Annotated in this window: 19 protein-coding genes and 1 tRNA gene; 8 read left to right on the forward strand and 12 right to left on the reverse strand. The window is 42.4% G+C overall.

Going from position 1 to position 16,694, the window contains the following annotated elements:
- Positions 1-180: 180 nt before the first annotated feature.
- A complete protein-coding gene (gene ilvN / locus HWQ38_RS09560; RefSeq protein WP_292792623.1) occupies positions 181-699 on the reverse strand; it encodes an acetolactate synthase small subunit in 519 nt (172 codons plus the stop codon).
- 269 nt (positions 700-968) lie between these two features.
- On the opposite strand from ilvN, the gene HWQ38_RS09565 reads away from it, so the two are divergent.
- Entirely contained in the window at positions 969-1,334 is a 366-nt protein-coding gene (locus HWQ38_RS09565; RefSeq protein WP_292792625.1) for a phospholipid-binding protein, read from the forward strand.
- A 95-nt stretch (positions 1,335-1,429) separates the two neighbouring features.
- On the opposite strand, the gene HWQ38_RS09570 is transcribed toward HWQ38_RS09565, so the two are convergent.
- Positions 1,430-2,365 (reverse strand): alpha/beta fold hydrolase, encoded by a 936-nt coding sequence (locus HWQ38_RS09570; RefSeq protein WP_292792627.1) that lies wholly within the window; start codon positions 2,363-2,365, stop codon positions 1,430-1,432.
- Positions 2,366-2,700: 335 nt separating this feature from the next.
- Between HWQ38_RS09570 and HWQ38_RS09575 the strand changes: the two genes are divergently transcribed.
- Entirely contained in the window at positions 2,701-2,889 is a 189-nt protein-coding gene (locus HWQ38_RS09575; protein ID WP_292792629.1) for a hypothetical protein, read from the forward strand.
- A gap of 322 nt (positions 2,890-3,211) precedes the next feature.
- Positions 3,212-3,745 carry a translation initiation factor IF-3 gene (infC, locus tag HWQ38_RS09580; protein WP_292792631.1) on the forward strand — a complete coding sequence of 178 codons (534 nt, stop codon included), beginning with the start codon at positions 3,212-3,214 and terminating at the stop codon, positions 3,743-3,745.
- A gap of 338 nt (positions 3,746-4,083) precedes the next feature.
- Here the strand turns inward: infC and HWQ38_RS09585 are convergent, their stop codons facing one another.
- The 3 genes from HWQ38_RS09585 to HWQ38_RS09595 form a co-directional block, all read right to left on the reverse strand.
- Positions 4,084-4,602: a L,D-transpeptidase gene (locus tag HWQ38_RS09585; RefSeq protein ID WP_292792633.1), complete on the reverse strand. Its 519-nt coding sequence runs from the start codon at positions 4,600-4,602 to the stop codon at positions 4,084-4,086.
- A 566-nt stretch (positions 4,603-5,168) separates the two neighbouring features.
- Positions 5,169-5,684, reverse strand: a complete 516-nt coding sequence (locus HWQ38_RS09590) for a L,D-transpeptidase (RefSeq protein WP_292792635.1) — start codon at positions 5,682-5,684, stop codon at positions 5,169-5,171.
- A gap of 113 nt (positions 5,685-5,797) precedes the next feature.
- A complete protein-coding gene (locus tag HWQ38_RS09595; RefSeq protein WP_292792637.1) occupies positions 5,798-6,430 on the reverse strand; it encodes a bifunctional 4-hydroxy-2-oxoglutarate aldolase/2-dehydro-3-deoxy-phosphogluconate aldolase in 633 nt (210 codons plus the stop codon).
- Positions 6,431-6,985: 555 nt separating this feature from the next.
- Here HWQ38_RS09595 and HWQ38_RS09600 point away from each other — a divergent pair.
- The 3 genes from HWQ38_RS09600 to HWQ38_RS09610 all read left to right on the forward strand — a co-directional run bounded on the left by HWQ38_RS09600 (position 6,986) and on the right by HWQ38_RS09610 (position 9,724).
- Positions 6,986-7,258, forward strand: coding sequence for a GlsB/YeaQ/YmgE family stress response membrane protein (locus HWQ38_RS09600; RefSeq protein WP_292792639.1), 273 nt, complete (start codon positions 6,986-6,988; stop codon positions 7,256-7,258).
- A 641-nt stretch (positions 7,259-7,899) separates the two neighbouring features.
- On the forward strand, positions 7,900-8,754 hold the full coding sequence (locus HWQ38_RS09605; protein WP_292792641.1) for a metallophosphoesterase: 855 nt from the start codon (positions 7,900-7,902) through the stop codon (positions 8,752-8,754).
- Positions 8,755-8,890: 136 nt separating this feature from the next.
- Positions 8,891-9,724 carry a metallophosphoesterase gene (locus HWQ38_RS09610; protein ID WP_292792643.1) on the forward strand — a complete coding sequence of 278 codons (834 nt, stop codon included), beginning with the start codon at positions 8,891-8,893 and terminating at the stop codon, positions 9,722-9,724.
- A gap of 589 nt (positions 9,725-10,313) precedes the next feature.
- Here the strand turns inward: HWQ38_RS09610 and HWQ38_RS09615 are convergent.
- The 3 genes from HWQ38_RS09615 to HWQ38_RS09625 all read right to left on the reverse strand — a co-directional run bounded on the left by HWQ38_RS09615 (position 10,314) and on the right by HWQ38_RS09625 (position 13,489).
- On the reverse strand, positions 10,314-11,006 hold the full coding sequence (locus HWQ38_RS09615) for a hypothetical protein (protein ID WP_292792645.1): 693 nt from the start codon (positions 11,004-11,006) through the stop codon (positions 10,314-10,316).
- A gap of 294 nt (positions 11,007-11,300) precedes the next feature.
- Positions 11,301-12,758 carry a DnaJ domain-containing protein gene (locus HWQ38_RS09620; RefSeq protein ID WP_292792647.1) on the reverse strand — a complete coding sequence of 486 codons (1,458 nt, stop codon included), beginning with the start codon at positions 12,756-12,758 and terminating at the stop codon, positions 11,301-11,303.
- 119 nt (positions 12,759-12,877) lie between these two features.
- On the reverse strand, positions 12,878-13,489 hold the full coding sequence (locus HWQ38_RS09625; protein WP_292792649.1) for a DnaJ domain-containing protein: 612 nt from the start codon (positions 13,487-13,489) through the stop codon (positions 12,878-12,880).
- Between the two features lie 29 nt (positions 13,490-13,518).
- Between HWQ38_RS09625 and HWQ38_RS09630 the strand changes: the two genes are divergently transcribed.
- Together HWQ38_RS09630 and HWQ38_RS09635 are read left to right on the forward strand one after the other, a co-directional pair.
- Positions 13,519-14,616: a tocopherol cyclase family protein gene (locus HWQ38_RS09630; protein ID WP_292792651.1), complete on the forward strand. Its 1,098-nt coding sequence runs from the start codon at positions 13,519-13,521 to the stop codon at positions 14,614-14,616.
- A gap of 33 nt (positions 14,617-14,649) precedes the next feature.
- A tRNA-Arg gene (locus HWQ38_RS09635) sits at positions 14,650-14,723 on the forward strand.
- Between the two features lie 147 nt (positions 14,724-14,870).
- On the opposite strand, the gene HWQ38_RS09640 is transcribed toward HWQ38_RS09635, so the two are convergent.
- The 4 genes from HWQ38_RS09640 to HWQ38_RS09655 all read right to left on the reverse strand — a co-directional run bounded on the left by HWQ38_RS09640 (position 14,871) and on the right by HWQ38_RS09655 (position 16,560).
- Entirely contained in the window at positions 14,871-15,179 is a 309-nt protein-coding gene (locus HWQ38_RS09640; RefSeq protein ID WP_292792653.1) for a type II toxin-antitoxin system RelE/ParE family toxin, read from the reverse strand.
- Positions 15,176-15,442 carry a type II toxin-antitoxin system ParD family antitoxin gene (locus tag HWQ38_RS09645; protein WP_292792654.1) on the reverse strand — a complete coding sequence of 89 codons (267 nt, stop codon included), beginning with the start codon at positions 15,440-15,442 and terminating at the stop codon, positions 15,176-15,178. Before HWQ38_RS09645 ends, HWQ38_RS09640 begins: the two co-directional genes overlap by 4 nt.
- A gap of 245 nt (positions 15,443-15,687) precedes the next feature.
- Entirely contained in the window at positions 15,688-16,347 is a 660-nt protein-coding gene (locus HWQ38_RS09650) for a Uma2 family endonuclease (RefSeq protein ID WP_292792656.1), read from the reverse strand.
- Between the two features lie 24 nt (positions 16,348-16,371).
- A complete protein-coding gene (locus HWQ38_RS09655) occupies positions 16,372-16,560 on the reverse strand; it encodes a hypothetical protein (RefSeq protein WP_292792658.1) in 189 nt (62 codons plus the stop codon).
- Between the last annotated feature and the right edge of the window lie 134 nt (positions 16,561-16,694).

Consider the following 16,694-nt stretch of genomic DNA (forward strand, 5'->3'; position numbering starts at 1 on the left):
GTTTTTGAAGGTCATTTACTTCTATTATGTCCTAATCTATGCTTCGGTTGCTATAAATCAGGAAACCCGCTAACTCACTGACTCATCGGTGCGCGTCTATGGATGCAACAGACTTTAGGGACGCACAGATGTTCGCCCCCACAAGTTGATTATTTACGAGCCTTTATTGGAAGTTCCCAACTAAACCTTTGCTTCCAAAGACTTGAGTAACTCGGTATTCACACCCGACTCACGAGTCAGGGCAATTTTGCCAGTGCGGGCGATTTCTCTCAAACCAAATTTTTGCAACACCTGCACGATCGCTACCATTTTACCTGGATCTCCCACAACTTCTAAGGTAAGAGAATCTTCCGCCACATCCACGACTCGCGCCCGGAAAATCTGAGACAGTTCAATCACTTCTGAGCGATTGCTGCTACTAGCATTCACCTTCAAAAGCATCAATTCCCGCTCGACGCAAGGGGTTTCGGTAATGTCCTGTACTTTCAGGACATTGACTAACTTGTACAGTTGCTTGGTGAGTTGCTCGATAATGCGATCGTCACCAGGTATAACCATCGTAATTCGGGAGACTCCTCCTTGTTCAGCAGGACCAACAGCAAGGCTTTCAATATTAAAGCCGCGACGCGCAAATAAACCAGAAATGCGGGAAAGAACACCCGCCTCATCTTCTACCAGAACTGAAAGAGTATGTTTCATCTTCGCCAACAGAGGCTAGAGCAGGAATTGAGGAACGCAGACACTAGCTAAGGGCTACGCTAGACGTACTACCGCACTAAAAAAGTCAGTGCGACCTTCTATTCTAAACTTAATAGTTGCACTCATTGCATTTTCTAGAGAGAAATTGGCCAGAAATCATACTGCAAGCCGGAATTTCATTGATGCATATCTTTTCATTGGCAGATGCGGCATTTTTGGAAAGCTTTTATAGTCAGATTTGATGAGCCTCTAATCGGAGAAAAGTTTATATGGGTTGGTTAAAAAGACTATTTGGAATGGAAAAACCTCAAAATGCAGAAGTAAATCCGACTGCACAGGCTACAGTAGAAGATAGTAGTACTAGTGTCGATACTGATACGCAATCGATACCGCCCGAACGTCTGGGATTAAACGGAGAATACGACCAAAGTGGTTTAGCAAAGCGGGTAGCGTTGGCATTTGATGAAGACCCCCAACTCGACGATGTTGATACCCTTTGGGTTGCTCAGACAGGCAGCACTGTAGTCTTGAAAGGTAAGGTTCCTAGTCAAGAAATTCTCAACCAAATGATTACTGTAGCTCGTTCTGTGAATGGTGCTACAGATGTTGACATTAACCAAGCCGCGATTGACTAGGTGTTAAGGAATTAGAAATTAAAAAATTCAATCATGGCGATCGCACTGCTTACCCCATAGCACAGAAACTATCACATTTAGGGAATAACTAACGGTTAGCGATGCCTGCGGCGGGCTTCGCCTACGTCAATCCATCTCTCAATCCAATCTAAAATAGCTTGGTTGACTTGTTTTGGACATTCATCATGGGGACAATGCCCTACATCCTCCAATTTCAGCAGTTCCAATTTCTCGTTGTATTGGGCGAATTGGCTAGCCAGGGCTGGAGGAACAAATCGATCTTTTTGTCCCCAAATTAACAGCATCGGAATTGTTAAGGTTGGTAATACTGTCTTGACACTAGGACTAAAGTTAATTCCGATCGCAGCTTTAAACAAAGCACTAAAAGCCCTCGCCGAACCTCTATCTTGGGCAGGCTGTGCTAAAATTTCGATCAGTTCATCGGTAATCGCCTCTGGGTTAGCGTAAGCAATACTAGCCCAGCGACGCAGCACCCCAGGACGGCGCACGAAGTTAAACACAGGTTTAAGAATCAACGGCGAAGCCACAATATTTTTAATTGCTCTGACAAGTGGTTGCAGCGCAGGGGGAATTGCTTCTTGCTCTAATGAGGGGTCGGGTAAACTCATCATCACCATACCCCGCACCATATCGGGGTGGGTGGCGGCGGCCGCCATAGAAATCAGTGAACCGTTGGAATTACCTATTAATATCGCTGGTTGACGGATAAATGTTTTCCAAAAGTCGTAAACCTGCTCTACCCAGAACTCAATGCTGTAATTAGCTGCGGCTTTTTCCGAAGCGCCAAAACCCAACATATCTATGGCGTAAACTGTGTGATGTTCACCCAACACCTCTAAATTATGTCGCCAATGACCAATGGAAGCGCCAAAGCCATGTAGCAATATCAGGGGTGTTGTCTGGTGGTGATTTTGGCTAGGGCGAATATAAGTGTAGCGGGTTTGCCAGCCGCGCCAAACCCAATCCCTTTGATTACCAACCCGTTCTTGCCAGTGTACCGCAGTGGTCACACTTACCTCCGATTTATCAGCGTGAAATTCTATTATAAAACTTTGATTTTTCTACATTATATGAAAAACCTAACCCCCAGCCCCTTCCCTACATTCGCGCAGCGTCTCGAAGAGAGGGAATGGGAGTTAAAATTCAAAGCCTCTCGCCTCTGAGGCTATGGTGTACACACAAGTCCTAAAAACCTAGTTTAATGAGCTTTTCCTCGTTTTTCCTCGTTCCCATACTCCGTATGGAAACGCATTCATTGAGTCTCTGACTCAATTAACTCGTAGGAATCTTCCATGAAATTGACCCAGTTAGCCTCAACACACACAAGTCCTAAAAACCTAGCTTGATGAGGTTTTCCTCGTTCCCATACGAAGTATGGGAAGGCATTCATTGCTTTCCCGAATCGCAGTATAAAGCGTCCGGCGAGATTGCTGCACCACCAAAAGCTGAATTTCAACTTGAGAGATTTCACCCAATCTTTGGATCAGGCGATCGCGCCAGCTGGCATAATTACCACCGTACCAAAATCAGCTGAAACTCCCCCAAACTCCCCTCAATCCCCCAAGCCAATTGTTGCAGTGAGCTTAGGCCTAGCCCGCCTTACACTCAAGTGCAAGGCTAATAATTGTAATAATATTTAACATGAGTCGAGATTGTGTAATTTAGATTAAATATTGCAGAGAAATTCTCTCAGAGTCAGTAGAATGACAAATCCAACGATGCAACTGTTTTCTGAATTAGCTACCCTAGAAGTGTAGACTATTTTTTCACGTTCTGAGTTATTTCAGTATTTTGCCTCTGAGGCATACCAATTTAGACCACACCAAATCCTTCATTAACAGATCCCAGAAATCATAATGGCTGTGATTGAGAAGAAAAGAACTCGCGAACTGCCCCAAATTAACGAACGAATTCGCTTCCCAAAAATTCGGGTCATTGACACTGACGGTGCCCAACTGGGAATTATGCCCCCACAGGAAGCACTGCAACTAGCAGAAGAAAAACAGGTAGATTTGGTGCTAATCAGTGACAAAGCTGACCCGCCGGTTTGTCGGGTTATGGACTACGGGAAATACAAGTTTGAGCAGGAAAAAAAGGCGCGGGAAGCCCGGAAAAAGCAGCACACGGCTGATGTCAAAGAAGTTAAGATGCGCTACAAAATAGAAGAACACGACTATAACGTGCGTGTTAAGCAAGCAGAGCGCTTTTTAAAAGATGGCGATAAAGTCAAAGCCACTGTGATGTTCCGGGGTCGAGAAATTCAACACAGCGACTTAGCAGAAGAATTGCTCAAGCGAATGGCAACGGATTTGGAGCCTTATGGTGAGCTTCAGCAAGCGCCAAAAAAAGAAGGGCGAAACATGATGATGCTCATCTCACCTAAAAAATAATCCTCTAACTATTTAATAGACCAAGTTTGAAAATCCCCTGACTTCTAGCTAGGGGATTTTTTCATTTTTCGTTTGGATGCATGCAATATGCGTCCCTGCGGTCAGCTAAAGCTACATGAATTGCCCCAGAGCGCGTGTAGTTTTGCGTAATATCATGTCCGAATAATTAGTTATGATTCCCACAGTCATTGCACCCCACCCTCAACCCCTCCCCGCAAGCTCTTAGGGGAGACGAAGCGTAGCTTTGGCTCTTTGGGGTTCTTCGGGTTTAATAAGTAATCAAGCGGACATGATATAAGTCCTATTACAGACGCGACAGCTTAATTAGGAATTAGAAATTATTTCCGCACCACTACTAAAGTTCCCGTTGAAGCCCATCTGTAAAGATTGTGAGCTTGTTTAACAGGTAAATTTACGCAACCATGACTGACTGGAGTCCCAAAACGGTTATGCCAGTAAGCACCGTGGATGGCATAGCCTCTGTAGAAATACATTGTGTAAGGAACGTCAGGAATGTTGTAGCCGCTACCTCGCATCCGGTGAGTGCGATACTTAGAATTAATCCGAAATCTACCTATGGGTGTAGGAGTCGATCGCTTACCTCCAGAAATTCGGTATGAATAAACAAGTTTTTTACCTTCCCACGCACGTAAGCGTTGCTCTGACAGGTCAATTTCAATCCAGCGAGGTTGGGATGTTTGCCTGATATTATCGATTGACGTGGCTGTTGCTGTAGTCGAGTTGGGTGTACCTGTTAACGGTGATGACCAAGAAAATAAAGTCACCACCATCAGCGCCACGCCTGTACAAAAAGTTCCAGAGGAACGAATTCCACCATTCTGAATCCAGGTTTGCATTATGCCTCATCTTCTAAACTACGCAAAAATCATCAAGTGAAGTAGTTTTCTGGAACACTACAAATTTCCAGATCGGCTACTCGCTTTCTGTGGAGGATTTACGCAATTCATCCGCTAAGGCTTCTCAAGACAAGTTCTAAGCTAATCTGCGTCCAATTTGCACATTTGTCATTTGTTATTCACTAAGGAACACGGATTTAATCAAGAGCAACTTTCGCAGGGTGCGTAACCCACCCTGCGAAATAGAAGTTTTGCATTTTGTTTAATCCACATTCCTAATGACTAATTACAAAGGACAACTTTTACAAAAAATCTGTCATTTAAATACCTAAATGCAAACTTTTCCCGAATTCTTGTTTGCATTTGTAGTTTCACAGAGGAATTATCAGGATTTACGCTTATTTTCTTGGGCAAATTGTTTAATGCCCTTTTCTATATTTTATTTCAAGTTCAGTAATTCCGACTCCGAAGATTCCCAGCAAGATTTTATGCTGGGAATTACTTAATTGTCTTGATTTGTTGTTATTTATGATTTTACCTAAATTGCTTTTTCGCTGCTTCACCTACTATTTCTGGATAACTACTGGTGTCCCTACTGATGCCCACTCGAATAGCCATTTAGCATGTTTAGGTGCTATATTCACACAGCCGTGGCTGACTGGAGTACCAAATGTCTTACGCCAGTAAGCTCCGTGAATAGCGTAATTACCTTGGTAAAACATTGCATAAGGAACGTTGGGAACATTGTAGTTTTCTCCCTGCATCTGTGTAGTTTTGAACTTTGATTGAATCTTAAAAGTACCAATAAGAGTGGGAGTGGATTTTTTGCCAGAGGAAATAGCGCTTCCATAAACAACTCTGTCACCTTCCCAAGCTATTAATCGTTGCTTTGAAAGATTAATTTGAATCCAGCGCTGATCCGATTGTTGTAATGTCTGGATTGTTTGTGCAATCACTTCATTTTTGGAATTCGCCCAAACTTCACTCGTTTCAGTAGTAGTAAAAACACTTAAGGACAGTGCTGTACCAGTAAAGAGTATTTGTAAGCGACGCACCCAGTCAGGATAAATCAGTATTTTCATTTTAGATACACTCACACTCAAATCATCGGGTATTGGGAAACTTATCAGTTTTCACCTTTATTTCCCTATCTACTACTTTAATAGACGTGAGTTTTTGATGATTTGATTCTAAGTTAAGCTAACTGTTGCATTAGCTTTCTTGCCCCAGATGCGATCGCTTCCCAATTTCCCTCTGTGACAAGCTTTTTGGGAAATAATCCACCGCTCAAACCGACAGCGATCGCTCCGGCTTCTAAAAATTCTTTGGCATTTTCCAGAGTCACGCCGCCAGTAGGAATTAAGGGAATCTCACCCAGCGGCCCTTGCAAACTTTTGATATAATCAGCCCCTCCCATAGCTTGCACAGGAAACACTTTTACACAACTAGCGCCCTGACTCCAGGCGGTAAAAATTTCTGTAGGAGTCAGCGATCCTGGGATGATCGGCACATCTTTTTGTTGTGCTGCTTGAATCATTGCCAAATCAAGGTGGGGTGTAAAGAGGAATTGCGCCCCAGATGCGATCGCAGATTGTAGCTGCTGCACATTGAATAGTGTACCAGTACCAATGGTACAGGTTGGTAATTGTGAGCGTAGTTGACTGATTAATTCCCCAGCGCGATCGCTATTCCAGGTAATTTCAATTAACTGCATTCCCCCAGATGCTACAGCCATTGCCATTTGCTGTCCCAGTTCGATTTTCGGGGCGCGGATGACTGCGATCGCTCGATATTTTTGCAACTGTGATAACCAAATTTGATTAGGCATTTTAACTGGGAATGGGGACTAGAGAATAGTTTTCCTAATACCTAATTTTCAATTATCCTGGCGATGCCCAAGTGGGGAATCCTGGTAAGAAGGTTGCTACAACTAAGTAGGTAAGAATTAATCAAACTAAGTTACGTAATGTAAAATACTTAAACTGGCTTGTAGTCAGGGCTTCAGCTTTTACTACAACCCTCTAATTATTCACGCCCATTTAAGAGCGCCCGTCGTAGATATCGCCTGATTTTGCTGACTTTACATTACTTTAGAGACAGTCTTTGAAAATTAAGCTTAATTCTTCTAGTAGAGGAGCAACTTAATTAAAAGGCATATACTCCAATTACCAAGCAATAGTTTGATACGCTCCTAGTTGAAGACCTACTAGGAGCTTTTTTTAATTGATTATCTACCTCAATGGGAGCGGATATCAAAAAACCTAGTAGCAATTAGGGTATTCCTTATGGATATAAATAATTAATTCTGATGGTAGATGTAGTCAACAGATTAAGATTGATAATATGTAGTCGTGGGTAAGAAAAGTCTACGAAATTAATAACAATGAATATTATTGCTTGGATTGTTTTAGGTTTAATTGCTGGTGCGATCGCAAAAGCTATCTACCCCGGTCATCAAGGTGGCGGAATTCTAGGAACAATCTTGCTAGGAGTCATCGGTGCTTTTGTTGGCGGTAGTTTAGGTGTCTTCTTCAGTACGGGAACATTAACTTTAGCAGCCCCTACTCTTAGCATTCCTGGTATTGCGCTAGCAGTTCTTGGTGCAATTATTGCGGTTTTCGTGTGGAACTTAATAACTAACCGCAGTGCTGTATAAAAACAAAGTCGCAGTTAATGAATCAGGAAGATTTAGCCAATTCATCTAACTATTGTTATTTCTGAATTAAATAAAAAATAGCGCCAGCCTAATGACAGGCTGGCGCTGTTTTTTTAATGACTGATAAATCAAATAAGAATTAGTGGTAATCTAATGCCGTGCGATCGCTTAAAATAATATCCATTAATCGTAGGGTGTGTTAGCGCCAAGAGTACGGCATAGCGACAGATCAAGGTTGATGTCATTGCGTTACGACGTTCCGTCTAACCTCTCTATACCGTCAGGTTAGAGGGGAATTTTTGTATTAGGCTCGATTTTGGGACAGATATTACTAAAAATTTTATGGGAAGATTAGCGATCGCTAAGTGTAGATTTTTCTATGTTTATAGCAGTAGTTTCTGACAGTGCGATCGCACTCTAAATTATACAGGAATCTGGAAAGCGATCGCACACCCAACCAAAAGCAAGTAGTATTTTTAACGTAAATTAATAGTAAATTTATTTTTGATTTAAACAAGTATAAATACACTAAAATTTCCAACTTTCATGAAATTTTCAATAAGTTGCATTAGTCGCTACACACAAAGCGATAATGTTCAGTTAAGCTGTAAGCGCTATGATTAAGGTTTATTAAACGTCTTATGCATTGGTTGTTATCTGGACCGTTGAGTATAGAAGAATTGACGGTTAACATTGCAGGGTTGCCTGCATCCTTACAAGGTAAGAAACTGGTGCAGTTGTCAGATTTTCACTACGATGGTTTGCGACTATCGGAAGATATGTTAGAAAAAGCGATCGCAGTTACTAACGAAGCTGAACCAGATTTAATTCTATTAACTGGTGACTACGTAACTGACGATCCGACACCGATTCACCAACTGGCACTTCGACTCAAACATCTGCAAAGTCGCAGTGGTATATATGCTGTTCTTGGCAATCACGATATATATTACAGACACGCAAAAGCAGAAGTTACAGACGCCCTTACTAGCATTGGAATTCACGTACTTTGGAACGAAATTGCCTATCCACTAGGAAAAGAATTGCCACTTGTTGGACTGGCGGATAGTTGGTCACGAGAATTTAATCCTGTACCAGTTATGAACCAGTTAAACCCCGACACCGCCTGCATCGTTTTATCCCATAACCCAGATACGGCGGAGATATTACAATCCTGGCGAGTCGATTTACAATTATCTGGTCATACTCACGGTGGTCAAATCGTGATTCCCGGAATTGGCCCTATGGCGTTCTTTTACGAAAAGCTTGTAAAAAAAATACCCAGAAAACTGCGGCGTCTAGTCCCTTTTTTGCAAGTAAATGTTTCTGTAGTCAGCCATTGGGAATGGGCACAGGGTTTCCATCGGCTAGGAAAAAATCAGCTATATGTCAATCGGGGTTTGGGAACTTACCTCCCAGGACGCTTATTTTGCCGCTCAGAAGTTACTATAATCACACTACAAGCTGAATCAGAAAGCAGAAGGAAAACCCGATAACTAAATTCAGGGATTTCAAATAAATCAATTAGTTAATTGTATCTGGACTCTGTGACATAAATTATTGCAGTTACTCAAGTTGTATTTTAATTTTTGGTAAGCTGTAAACGCTGGTATGAGGAGTATCGGTTGCCTTATGCATTGGTTGTTTACGGGACATTTAAGAGTAGATAAAATAACGGTTAAGATTGCGGAACTTCCAGCATCTTTACAAGGTACAACGTTAGTGCAGTTGTCAGATTTTCACTACGATGGTTTGCGGCTGTCGGAAGATATGTTAGAAAAAGCGATCGCACTTACTAACGAAGCTGAACCAGATTTAATTCTATTAACTGGTGACTACGTAACTGACGATCCGACGCCAATTCACCAATTGGTGCTTCGACTCAAACATCTGCAAAGTCGCTATGGTATCTACGCCGTACTTGGTAATCACGATATCTATTACAGCCACTCAAAAGCAGAAGTTACACAGGCGTTAACTAGCATTGGGGTGCATGTGCTTTGGAATGAAATCGCCTATCCATTAGGAAAAGAATTACCATTAGTAGGACTAGCTGATTATTGGTCACGGGAATTCCAGCCCGCATCAGTCATGAATCAACTAGACTCGGTTACACCCCGCATCGTTTTATCCCATAACCCAGATACAGCCAAGATATTACAACAATGGCGCGTAGATTTGCAATTATCTGGTCATACCCACGGTGGTCACATCGTCATTCCGGGCATTGGCCCTGTAGTATTCTATTATAAAAAGCTCCTCAAACAAATTCCCAAAAAATTACGGCGTTGGGTAATATTTTTCCTGGGAGACTGTTCTAAAGTAGTGCGATATTGGGAGTGGGCGCAAGGGTTTCACAAGGTGGAAAAAAATCAACTATATGTTAATCGGGGTTTAGGAACTTATAAACCAGGACGCCTATTTTGTCCGCCAGAAGTGACTGTAATTACCTTAATTAGTGATTAACAATTCTGAACTTTTTAATTAACTCAAAGCAGAAACCGCCGGAAGCTACGATGGATAAATCTCAGCAGCTTGGGGCGGTTTCTTGAAGATTGGAGAATTCAGAAGTAAATAACTCAACTAATTAAGGTGGACAGCATTCGCGCTCGCTATACTCAGAATTGCACATCCTGACATTTGAAGTTAGGCATTTTCGGGCTGTGCGTTCTCAAACCTCCAAAACAACTCATTGAACTCAAGGTAAAAATACATTCAATGGATGCCACAACTTCAGAGCGATGTCTACGACGGGCTATGCCTACGCAACAATATTAGAGCAGGAGGCACAGGCTCTAACTTGAAAGTTTTTGTTTAACTTTTAACCTGTTTGTACCTTGCTCTTAATCTAGCCTATGTTTATTCAGCAACACCATATCTTTACTAAACTTAAATACCATTAATTTATCGCAACAATTCCCAAATATTAGACCTCTTGCAAAAGTCCCTAACACCCCTCCCCGCAGGCTTTTAGGGGAGAATTTGACGTAAGTCAAAGGCGGGATGGGGTTCTTTTTTTGATTTATGCAAGAAGTCTATTGTTTGACTGGTCTACTTATTGAGGTGGAGTGGTTTTAGAGGTGTCACTTTTCGTACTTGGAGCGACAGTATTAGTAGAAGTATCGTCCTTGTTCTGCGGAGTCGGAGTAATACTAGTTGGACTCGTCGCCGGAGTTTCTGCCGCTTTCGGGGTTGGCTGGGTTACAGGTGCTTTTACTGCCGCAGGCTGCTGGGGTGGAACAGTAATGTTAATATTCGGTTGGCGAGGTGGAGATGAAGGTGTAACCTGCTGTTGTGGAACAGGAACAGGAACAACAACAGGTATTTCTCTGGTTCTTTCGATGATTGTCGTTCGTGGTTGAGGAGATGCACTAGGGGTTAAACTACTCTTACTCGGTACAGGAACCGCGACTGGGACAATATTGTTAACCGGTGCGTTATTCTGCTGGCTGAAGTACCAGACCCCACCTATAACCAAAGCAAGCACGGAAGTAATAACAATACCCAACACCAAACCACCATTAGCATTGTTATTATCACGATCAGCTAAATCAGCTTGCTGATTGGTATGCTCAGTATTTCGACCTTGTACGTAACCTTTTTGGTAAGAGTTGGGATCAGGTGTGTTGGTTTTAGATGTTTCAGTGCTTTGTGTCAGGTGGGTGTGAGTATTACCATTACTATCGGTGTAAGTATCTTTCTTAACTTCACTGTTTTCGCTTTCGCCTTTATTGGTAGGAATAGGCATAGCTGTTGATTTCACTCCTTGATAAGATATTGACAAACTAAAGCTTTGTAAAAACAAGAGGTTTTAATCAGTCGAAAAATGTATGTTGCTGATAAATAGTGAGTTTAATTTGCTACTCAACTATCGAGACTTATCAGTATAACCTCTGTGATCAGCAAGTGGCTCTATCTCTAAGGAGTTAATACTTAATCTAAAGAAACAGTATCCCAAAGATGGATGTTCTTAAGCTGTTATCTAATTTTTTGAGACAAAATCTAGCAATTTACTGAAATCATCTAAATTTTCAATTTCTCGTTAGATATCGCATCGCCAAAGCTTGATTGTCCTGTCTCGACTACCACTAACCAAAGTTTTGCCATCAGGACTGAAAGTGACAGAGTGAACCCAATCTGAATGGTTATCCAAAGTGTAAAGATTTTGTCCCGTGTTAACATCCCATAGTTTCACAGTATGATCTGCACTACCACTAGCAATATGCTGACCATCAGGGCTAAAAGCGATCGCACAAACATAATTATGATGTCCGGCAAGTGTGTTAATTAGCTTACCTGTATTAATGTTCCATAACTTGATAGTCTGGTCATAACTGCCACTAGCTAAAATTTGTCCATCAGGGCTAATGCCCACACAAGTCACGTAACCTGAATGCCCATTGATAGTTTGCAGCAGTTTTCTACTCTTCAAATTCCACATCTTAATGGTATTGTCTCCACTACCACTGATTAAAATCTGCTGCCTTGGGCAAATGGTAAGGGAGTAAACCAAGTAAGAATGACCTTTGAGGACGTGCAGCAATTGTCCCATCTCTATATGGGAAATCTTGATAGTGGTGTCTCTACCGCCACTCAGGACAGTCTGACCATCTGGACTAATGATTACAGAAAAAACTGGGGTTGAATGTACTTTGAGGGTGTTAAGTAATTTACCTGTAGACACTTGCCAAATCTTGATGCTGCTGTCATCACTGCCACTAATCAGAGTTTGGCTATCTGGGCTAAAAGCTAGGCATCTTACCCATTTTGTATGTCCACTGATAGTATGTAGTAATTTACCTGTGTCGAGATCCCAAATTTTGATAGTATTATCACTACTTCCACTAGCCAAAGTTTGCCCATCTGGACTGATTGCAGTTGTAAAAACCCAGTTCAGATGAGTCAGGGTGTGTATACATTTCCACGGTGAAGGTTGAGACTGTGATTTAGGTGGTGGAGTTGCTGGCTTTGGCGGTGGCGATGTAGATTTGGGTGGTGGCGGTGGAGATGTAGGTTTGGGTGCTGCTTTTTTCTGTTTCAGTTCCAGTTGTATAGAATTTCTAAAATCAGACTCGGCTCTATTTTCATATCCCAGTTTCGAGCAAGCAAGCCCTCGATATTTATAGGCTTCAAAGTAGTTGGGGTTTAGACGAATTGCTTTGCTAAAGTCTTCAATTGCTTCAGTATATTTTCCTCTTTGAGCTTTATCTATGCCCAGTTTGTAGAAACTTTCAGCATTATATGAAGTGAAATCAATTTTGGTCGAAGTGGAAGCAGATTGATTTATCTCACTTGGCTGATAAGATTTTAACCTTGCATAAGCTTGATTAATTTCTTTGATTTTTTCTTCTGCTTCTAGTTTTTGCTGCGGTTCGAGAAAACAATCTGGATGCCAAGTTTTAGCCATCTGACGATAAGCTTGTTTGACCTGATCAACAGATGCACCTGGTTTTAACCCAAGGATATTGTAAACATGATTTATATCGAAGCGATCGCTCATACTAGGAATACTAAAAAATCAGCAGCAAATCTTACTACACTTAGTATTCCCAATTATAAGTACTATCTAACTCAAGATATGGTGTCGCCATCTGAAGCGTCTTAAATTATATTCGCTTTTTATCTCCAACGCCGATTTAGCCGCAGTAAACTTTTTATCCCTTGACAAAATCTTTTTACTAGAGGTCTAGGTTTAGATGTATATCTAACTGATCGTGATGTCCGCGCAGCGCCCGGATTTATTAACTCTTGTTCGATTTGTGCAGCTTTATTTAAATCTGAAGCGGCTCTATATTCGTATCCCAGTTGAGAGCAAACTAGCCCACGATATTTATATGCGTCAATATAGTGAGGATTGAGACGAATTGCATGGGTAAAATCTGCGATCGCATCTTCATATCTTTCTTTTGTAGCATTCTCTACTCCCAAAGTATAGAAAGTTTCTGCATCCCAACGATTGACAGATATTTTTGGGGGATTTATAGGCGAAGATGAGGATGGATTTTCACTAGTGGGAGGCTCAGATGGACTTTCAGATTTGAGTTTGTTGTAAGCTACGTTGATTGATTTGATTTTTTCTTCAGCTTCCTGTTTTTGCTTTGGCTCAAGAAAGCGATCGGGATGCCAAATTTTCACCAGTTTACGGTAAGCTCGCTTCACTTGTACTGGCGATGCCCCAGGTTCTAGCCCCAGAATTTCATAAGCATAATTGATATCGAAGCGATCGCGCATACTGAAAAAATCGGCAACTATATAACTCTATGTTAACTATTCCCCTAAATCTTCTCCAATCAACTCAAACGCCCCATTCTGGTTATCACTGGGATGGTAGTAGTCGCCGCTTCTTTGAAGGCTGGTATTACCGCGTCACGTTACCGGAAATTGGGCAAACATTCGCCTTTATGTACTCTATTGAAGACCCCATCGGCGGTAAACCCCATAGCGGCGGTGCAGCCCAAGTTCTCGGTCCCGATGATGAGTATTTATGCCGTACTTTTCCTGATGTGAAGAAATTTTGGGGTAGTCGAGATGTCCTGGGTTTAGGTCATTGGGGTAAAACGGATTTGCAAGTTTCTCCCCTATACTTGCTGCCAGCAGAGTTTGAGCATCATGTTCAAGAAGGATATCAAGCTACAGCCACCTTAAATCAGGGAATAATTTGCGATCGCGCCACCAATAATTATTGCCGTTGGCAGTACGAAATTCAACCCGTATACGGTTGGGGGAATCAAAATAGCATTCAGCAATCAACCGCAGGCTGGGTGTCATTCTTGCAGATTTTTGAACCGGGATGGCAAATTTTGATGGCTCACGGTTTAGCTAGTGGGAAGATTGACTGGAATGGCAAAATCTACGAATTCACCAACGCCCCAGCCTACGGCGAGAAAAATTGGGGTGGTGCTTTTCCCCAAAAATGGTTTTGGATAAACTGTAATTGCTTCGAGGGCGAACCCGACTTAGCATTAACTGCTGGCGGTGGACGACGTGGTGTGCTGTGGTGGATGGAATCTGTAGCGATGATTGGCTTGCACTATCAAGGCAAGTTTTATGAATTCGTTCCCTGGAATTCACAAGTAGACTGGGAAATTCAGCCTTGGGGCAGATGGCAAATGAAAGCTAGTAATTCCAATTACGAAATTGAGTTGACAGGAACCACCGATTTACCTGGTACACCTCTACGTGCGCCTACAGAGGAAGGTTTAAGATACTGTTGCCGAGACACCATGCAAGGAAAGTTAAATTTAGAGTTACGAGAATTAAATGGCAGAAAATCTCAAATAATCCTCAAAGCAGAAAGTTTTCTTTGTGGTTTAGAAGTAGGCGGCGGTTCTTGGGATAATTGTTGGCAATCTCGCTAAAACTACTGCTATGATTATATATGCTTCCTATTTGGGGCTGTAGCTCAGTTGGATAGAGCGGACGCCTCCTAAGCGTCAGGTCGTGCGTTCGAGCCGCACTAGTCCCGTGATCACAAAATCCCTAAGAGCTTGACTAATAGTAGGTCGTAGGGATTTTATTTTTTAGCATCTAAAATGTTGGATTACATAATAGACCTCTTACAAAAAAGTTTTGTGGTATGATTTGAGACTAAAAATTTTCCAAAACGGAACGTTTATTCTCCGGTGAGTTCCCGCGCAATGTCCATGTTTGCTGCCAGAACTCGCACGATTTCAACAGGGTTTTCACCTCGGTATATCAGGAAATAACGAGGCTGTACTAACCAGAAGCGGACATGAAGGGGGGTCAGGTCATAACGATACTGTCCGATTCCGGGGCTGTCTGTCAGTAAATCACAGGCGGAAAGAAGCTTGTCCAGCATCCGTTCGGCGGCATCCGAATTATCTCGCGCGATATAGGCATAAATTCCCGCGAGGTCATTTTCCGCTTGTGGCGAGAGAATATAAGATTTCCGGTTCGTCACAACGGTTTTTTCATCAATTGTCGCGCCTTGTTGCGGATACGCTCCCGCGCACCTTCTTGGGGAAGACCTTGTGCATTATCAAGCTCGGAAAGACCGATAGCAATTTGCTCATTGAGCCACAATTTATATTCCTCGGAATGGTCGTTAAAACGTTTCAAAAGACGCAATCCTTCCCGAATCACCTCACTTTGAGAATGGTACAAGCCGGACTCAACCTGTCTTTGGACGAATGCTTCCAACTCAGGAGTAAGGGAAATATTCATGTATCTATTTCCTTATAACAAGAATAGACATCATAATAACAGTTTTTGTTACTGTTTGCCAGTGAAAACTTTCGCGGCGATCGCTTGACTCTTTCTAAAAAATAGAAAAGGTGCCGCAGCTACGCCCGTCGTAGACATCGCTCAATCTACAACCTGTGTAAATAATGTAGCTAGCTACACCACATTTGATTACCGTTGGGCGATCGTGGCGAGAAGACCACTAGAATAAATTTGTTCGTTGCTAATCAGCGACTCATTGCAAAAATCTGTTCAGCCGTTAAGGGAATATTCGGAAACAATCTAAAATCAATTCGATCCTGCCCTCGAAATACCTTTGGGGGTAAATACTCTGCACCTTCAAGTTGGTAGATTGTAATGGTTGGCTGCTTCGGAGAGCCAATGAACCGAATGCCACCAAAAGCAGCGTAGTCCACAATGATGTACTCGAAAACGCCCAAATCTTCATATTCAGCAAGTTTTGTCAGATAGTGGTCCTTCCAGTTGTTGCTAACGACCTCAATGATTCCGGGTGGTGGAATATATGCAGCAGCAGAACTAGAGCTAGTTTTCATCCTCTGCCATTCAACTCTTGCAAATATGACAATATCTGCTTTCCGGCTTTTTTCCTTTTCTGCTGGTGCTGTTTTGAGCCGAACCTGCTTGGACTGGCGCGACACGTAAGGCAGGTCATTTTCTTGGCAGTGATTTTCTAAGTAGGCACACAGTCGCTCGATCAAATCCTCATGATTTGCATTTGGTTCTGATAATGGCACAGGAATCCCATCCAATAGCTCAAACTCTCTGCCTGAACCATCATCCCAGGCAAGAAACTCTTCAAAAGTCAGTGGTTGTGTGACGGTTGCATACATCGCCCTCGCTCCCTTGCTGACGGGTACTTGACTCAATGCTACCAAGATGTACAGCTTTGTCTATGAGTTCTGGCTGATTTTCCTGCCGTAGTTCTGAAACAACGGCTTGAGGTTGGGTAACAAAAGGCGATGTCTACGACGGGCTACGCCTACGCAATTGGTGATGTAGTGCGATGCGATCGCTTTTAACTTCACTTGATCAGCCAAGCATTTTGTCGGATGTGATCGCGCCCTGCGCCTGCGAGACATTGCTACACTAAAAAGGACTTACGGTAATTACGCTATGGCTTCATTTCAATTGAGTTCCGAATAAAAAACAGGTGTTGTTAAGTTTACTTAATCTATCTGCGATTTACAAAGTTAGCTATCCAGGAAGTAAAGAA

The sequence above is a fragment of the Nostoc sp. NMS7 genome, assembly GCF_017115085.1.
Taxonomy (GTDB): Bacteria; Cyanobacteriota; Cyanobacteriia; order Cyanobacteriales; family Nostocaceae; genus Nostoc.

Bases quoted from the DNA above. Each gene is read 5' to 3' on its own strand.
- HWQ38_RS09630 (WP_292792651.1), top strand. From the start codon at position 13,519: ATGTTAACTATTCCCCTAAATCTTCTCCAATCAACTCAAACGCCCCAT.
- HWQ38_RS09565 (WP_292792625.1), top strand. From the start codon at position 969: ATGGGTTGGTTAAAAAGACTATTTGGAATGGAAAAACCTCAAAATGCA.
- HWQ38_RS09625 (WP_292792649.1), bottom strand. From the start codon at position 13,489: ATGCGCGATCGCTTCGATATCAATTATGCTTATGAAATTCTGGGGCTA.
- HWQ38_RS09605 (WP_292792641.1), top strand. From the start codon at position 7,900: ATGCATTGGTTGTTATCTGGACCGTTGAGTATAGAAGAATTGACGGTT.
- HWQ38_RS09595 (WP_292792637.1), bottom strand. From the start codon at position 6,430: ATGCCTAATCAAATTTGGTTATCACAGTTGCAAAAATATCGAGCGATC.
- HWQ38_RS09600 (WP_292792639.1), top strand. From the start codon at position 6,986: ATGAATATTATTGCTTGGATTGTTTTAGGTTTAATTGCTGGTGCGATC.
- HWQ38_RS09655 (WP_292792658.1), bottom strand. From the start codon at position 16,560: ATGTCTCGCAGGCGCAGGGCGCGATCACATCCGACAAAATGCTTGGCT.
- HWQ38_RS09575 (WP_292792629.1), top strand. From the start codon at position 2,701: ATGAGGTTTTCCTCGTTCCCATACGAAGTATGGGAAGGCATTCATTGC.
- HWQ38_RS09620 (WP_292792647.1), bottom strand. From the start codon at position 12,758: ATGAGCGATCGCTTCGATATAAATCATGTTTACAATATCCTTGGGTTA.
- HWQ38_RS09645 (WP_292792654.1), bottom strand. From the start codon at position 15,442: ATGAATATTTCCCTTACTCCTGAGTTGGAAGCATTCGTCCAAAGACAG.
- infC (WP_292792631.1), top strand. From the start codon at position 3,212: ATGGCTGTGATTGAGAAGAAAAGAACTCGCGAACTGCCCCAAATTAAC.
- HWQ38_RS09585 (WP_292792633.1), bottom strand. From the start codon at position 4,602: ATGCAAACCTGGATTCAGAATGGTGGAATTCGTTCCTCTGGAACTTTT.
- HWQ38_RS09615 (WP_292792645.1), bottom strand. From the start codon at position 11,006: ATGCCTATTCCTACCAATAAAGGCGAAAGCGAAAACAGTGAAGTTAAG.
- HWQ38_RS09590 (WP_292792635.1), bottom strand. From the start codon at position 5,684: ATGAAAATACTGATTTATCCTGACTGGGTGCGTCGCTTACAAATACTC.
- HWQ38_RS09610 (WP_292792643.1), top strand. From the start codon at position 8,891: ATGCATTGGTTGTTTACGGGACATTTAAGAGTAGATAAAATAACGGTT.
- ilvN (WP_292792623.1), bottom strand. From the start codon at position 699: ATGAAACATACTCTTTCAGTTCTGGTAGAAGATGAGGCGGGTGTTCTT.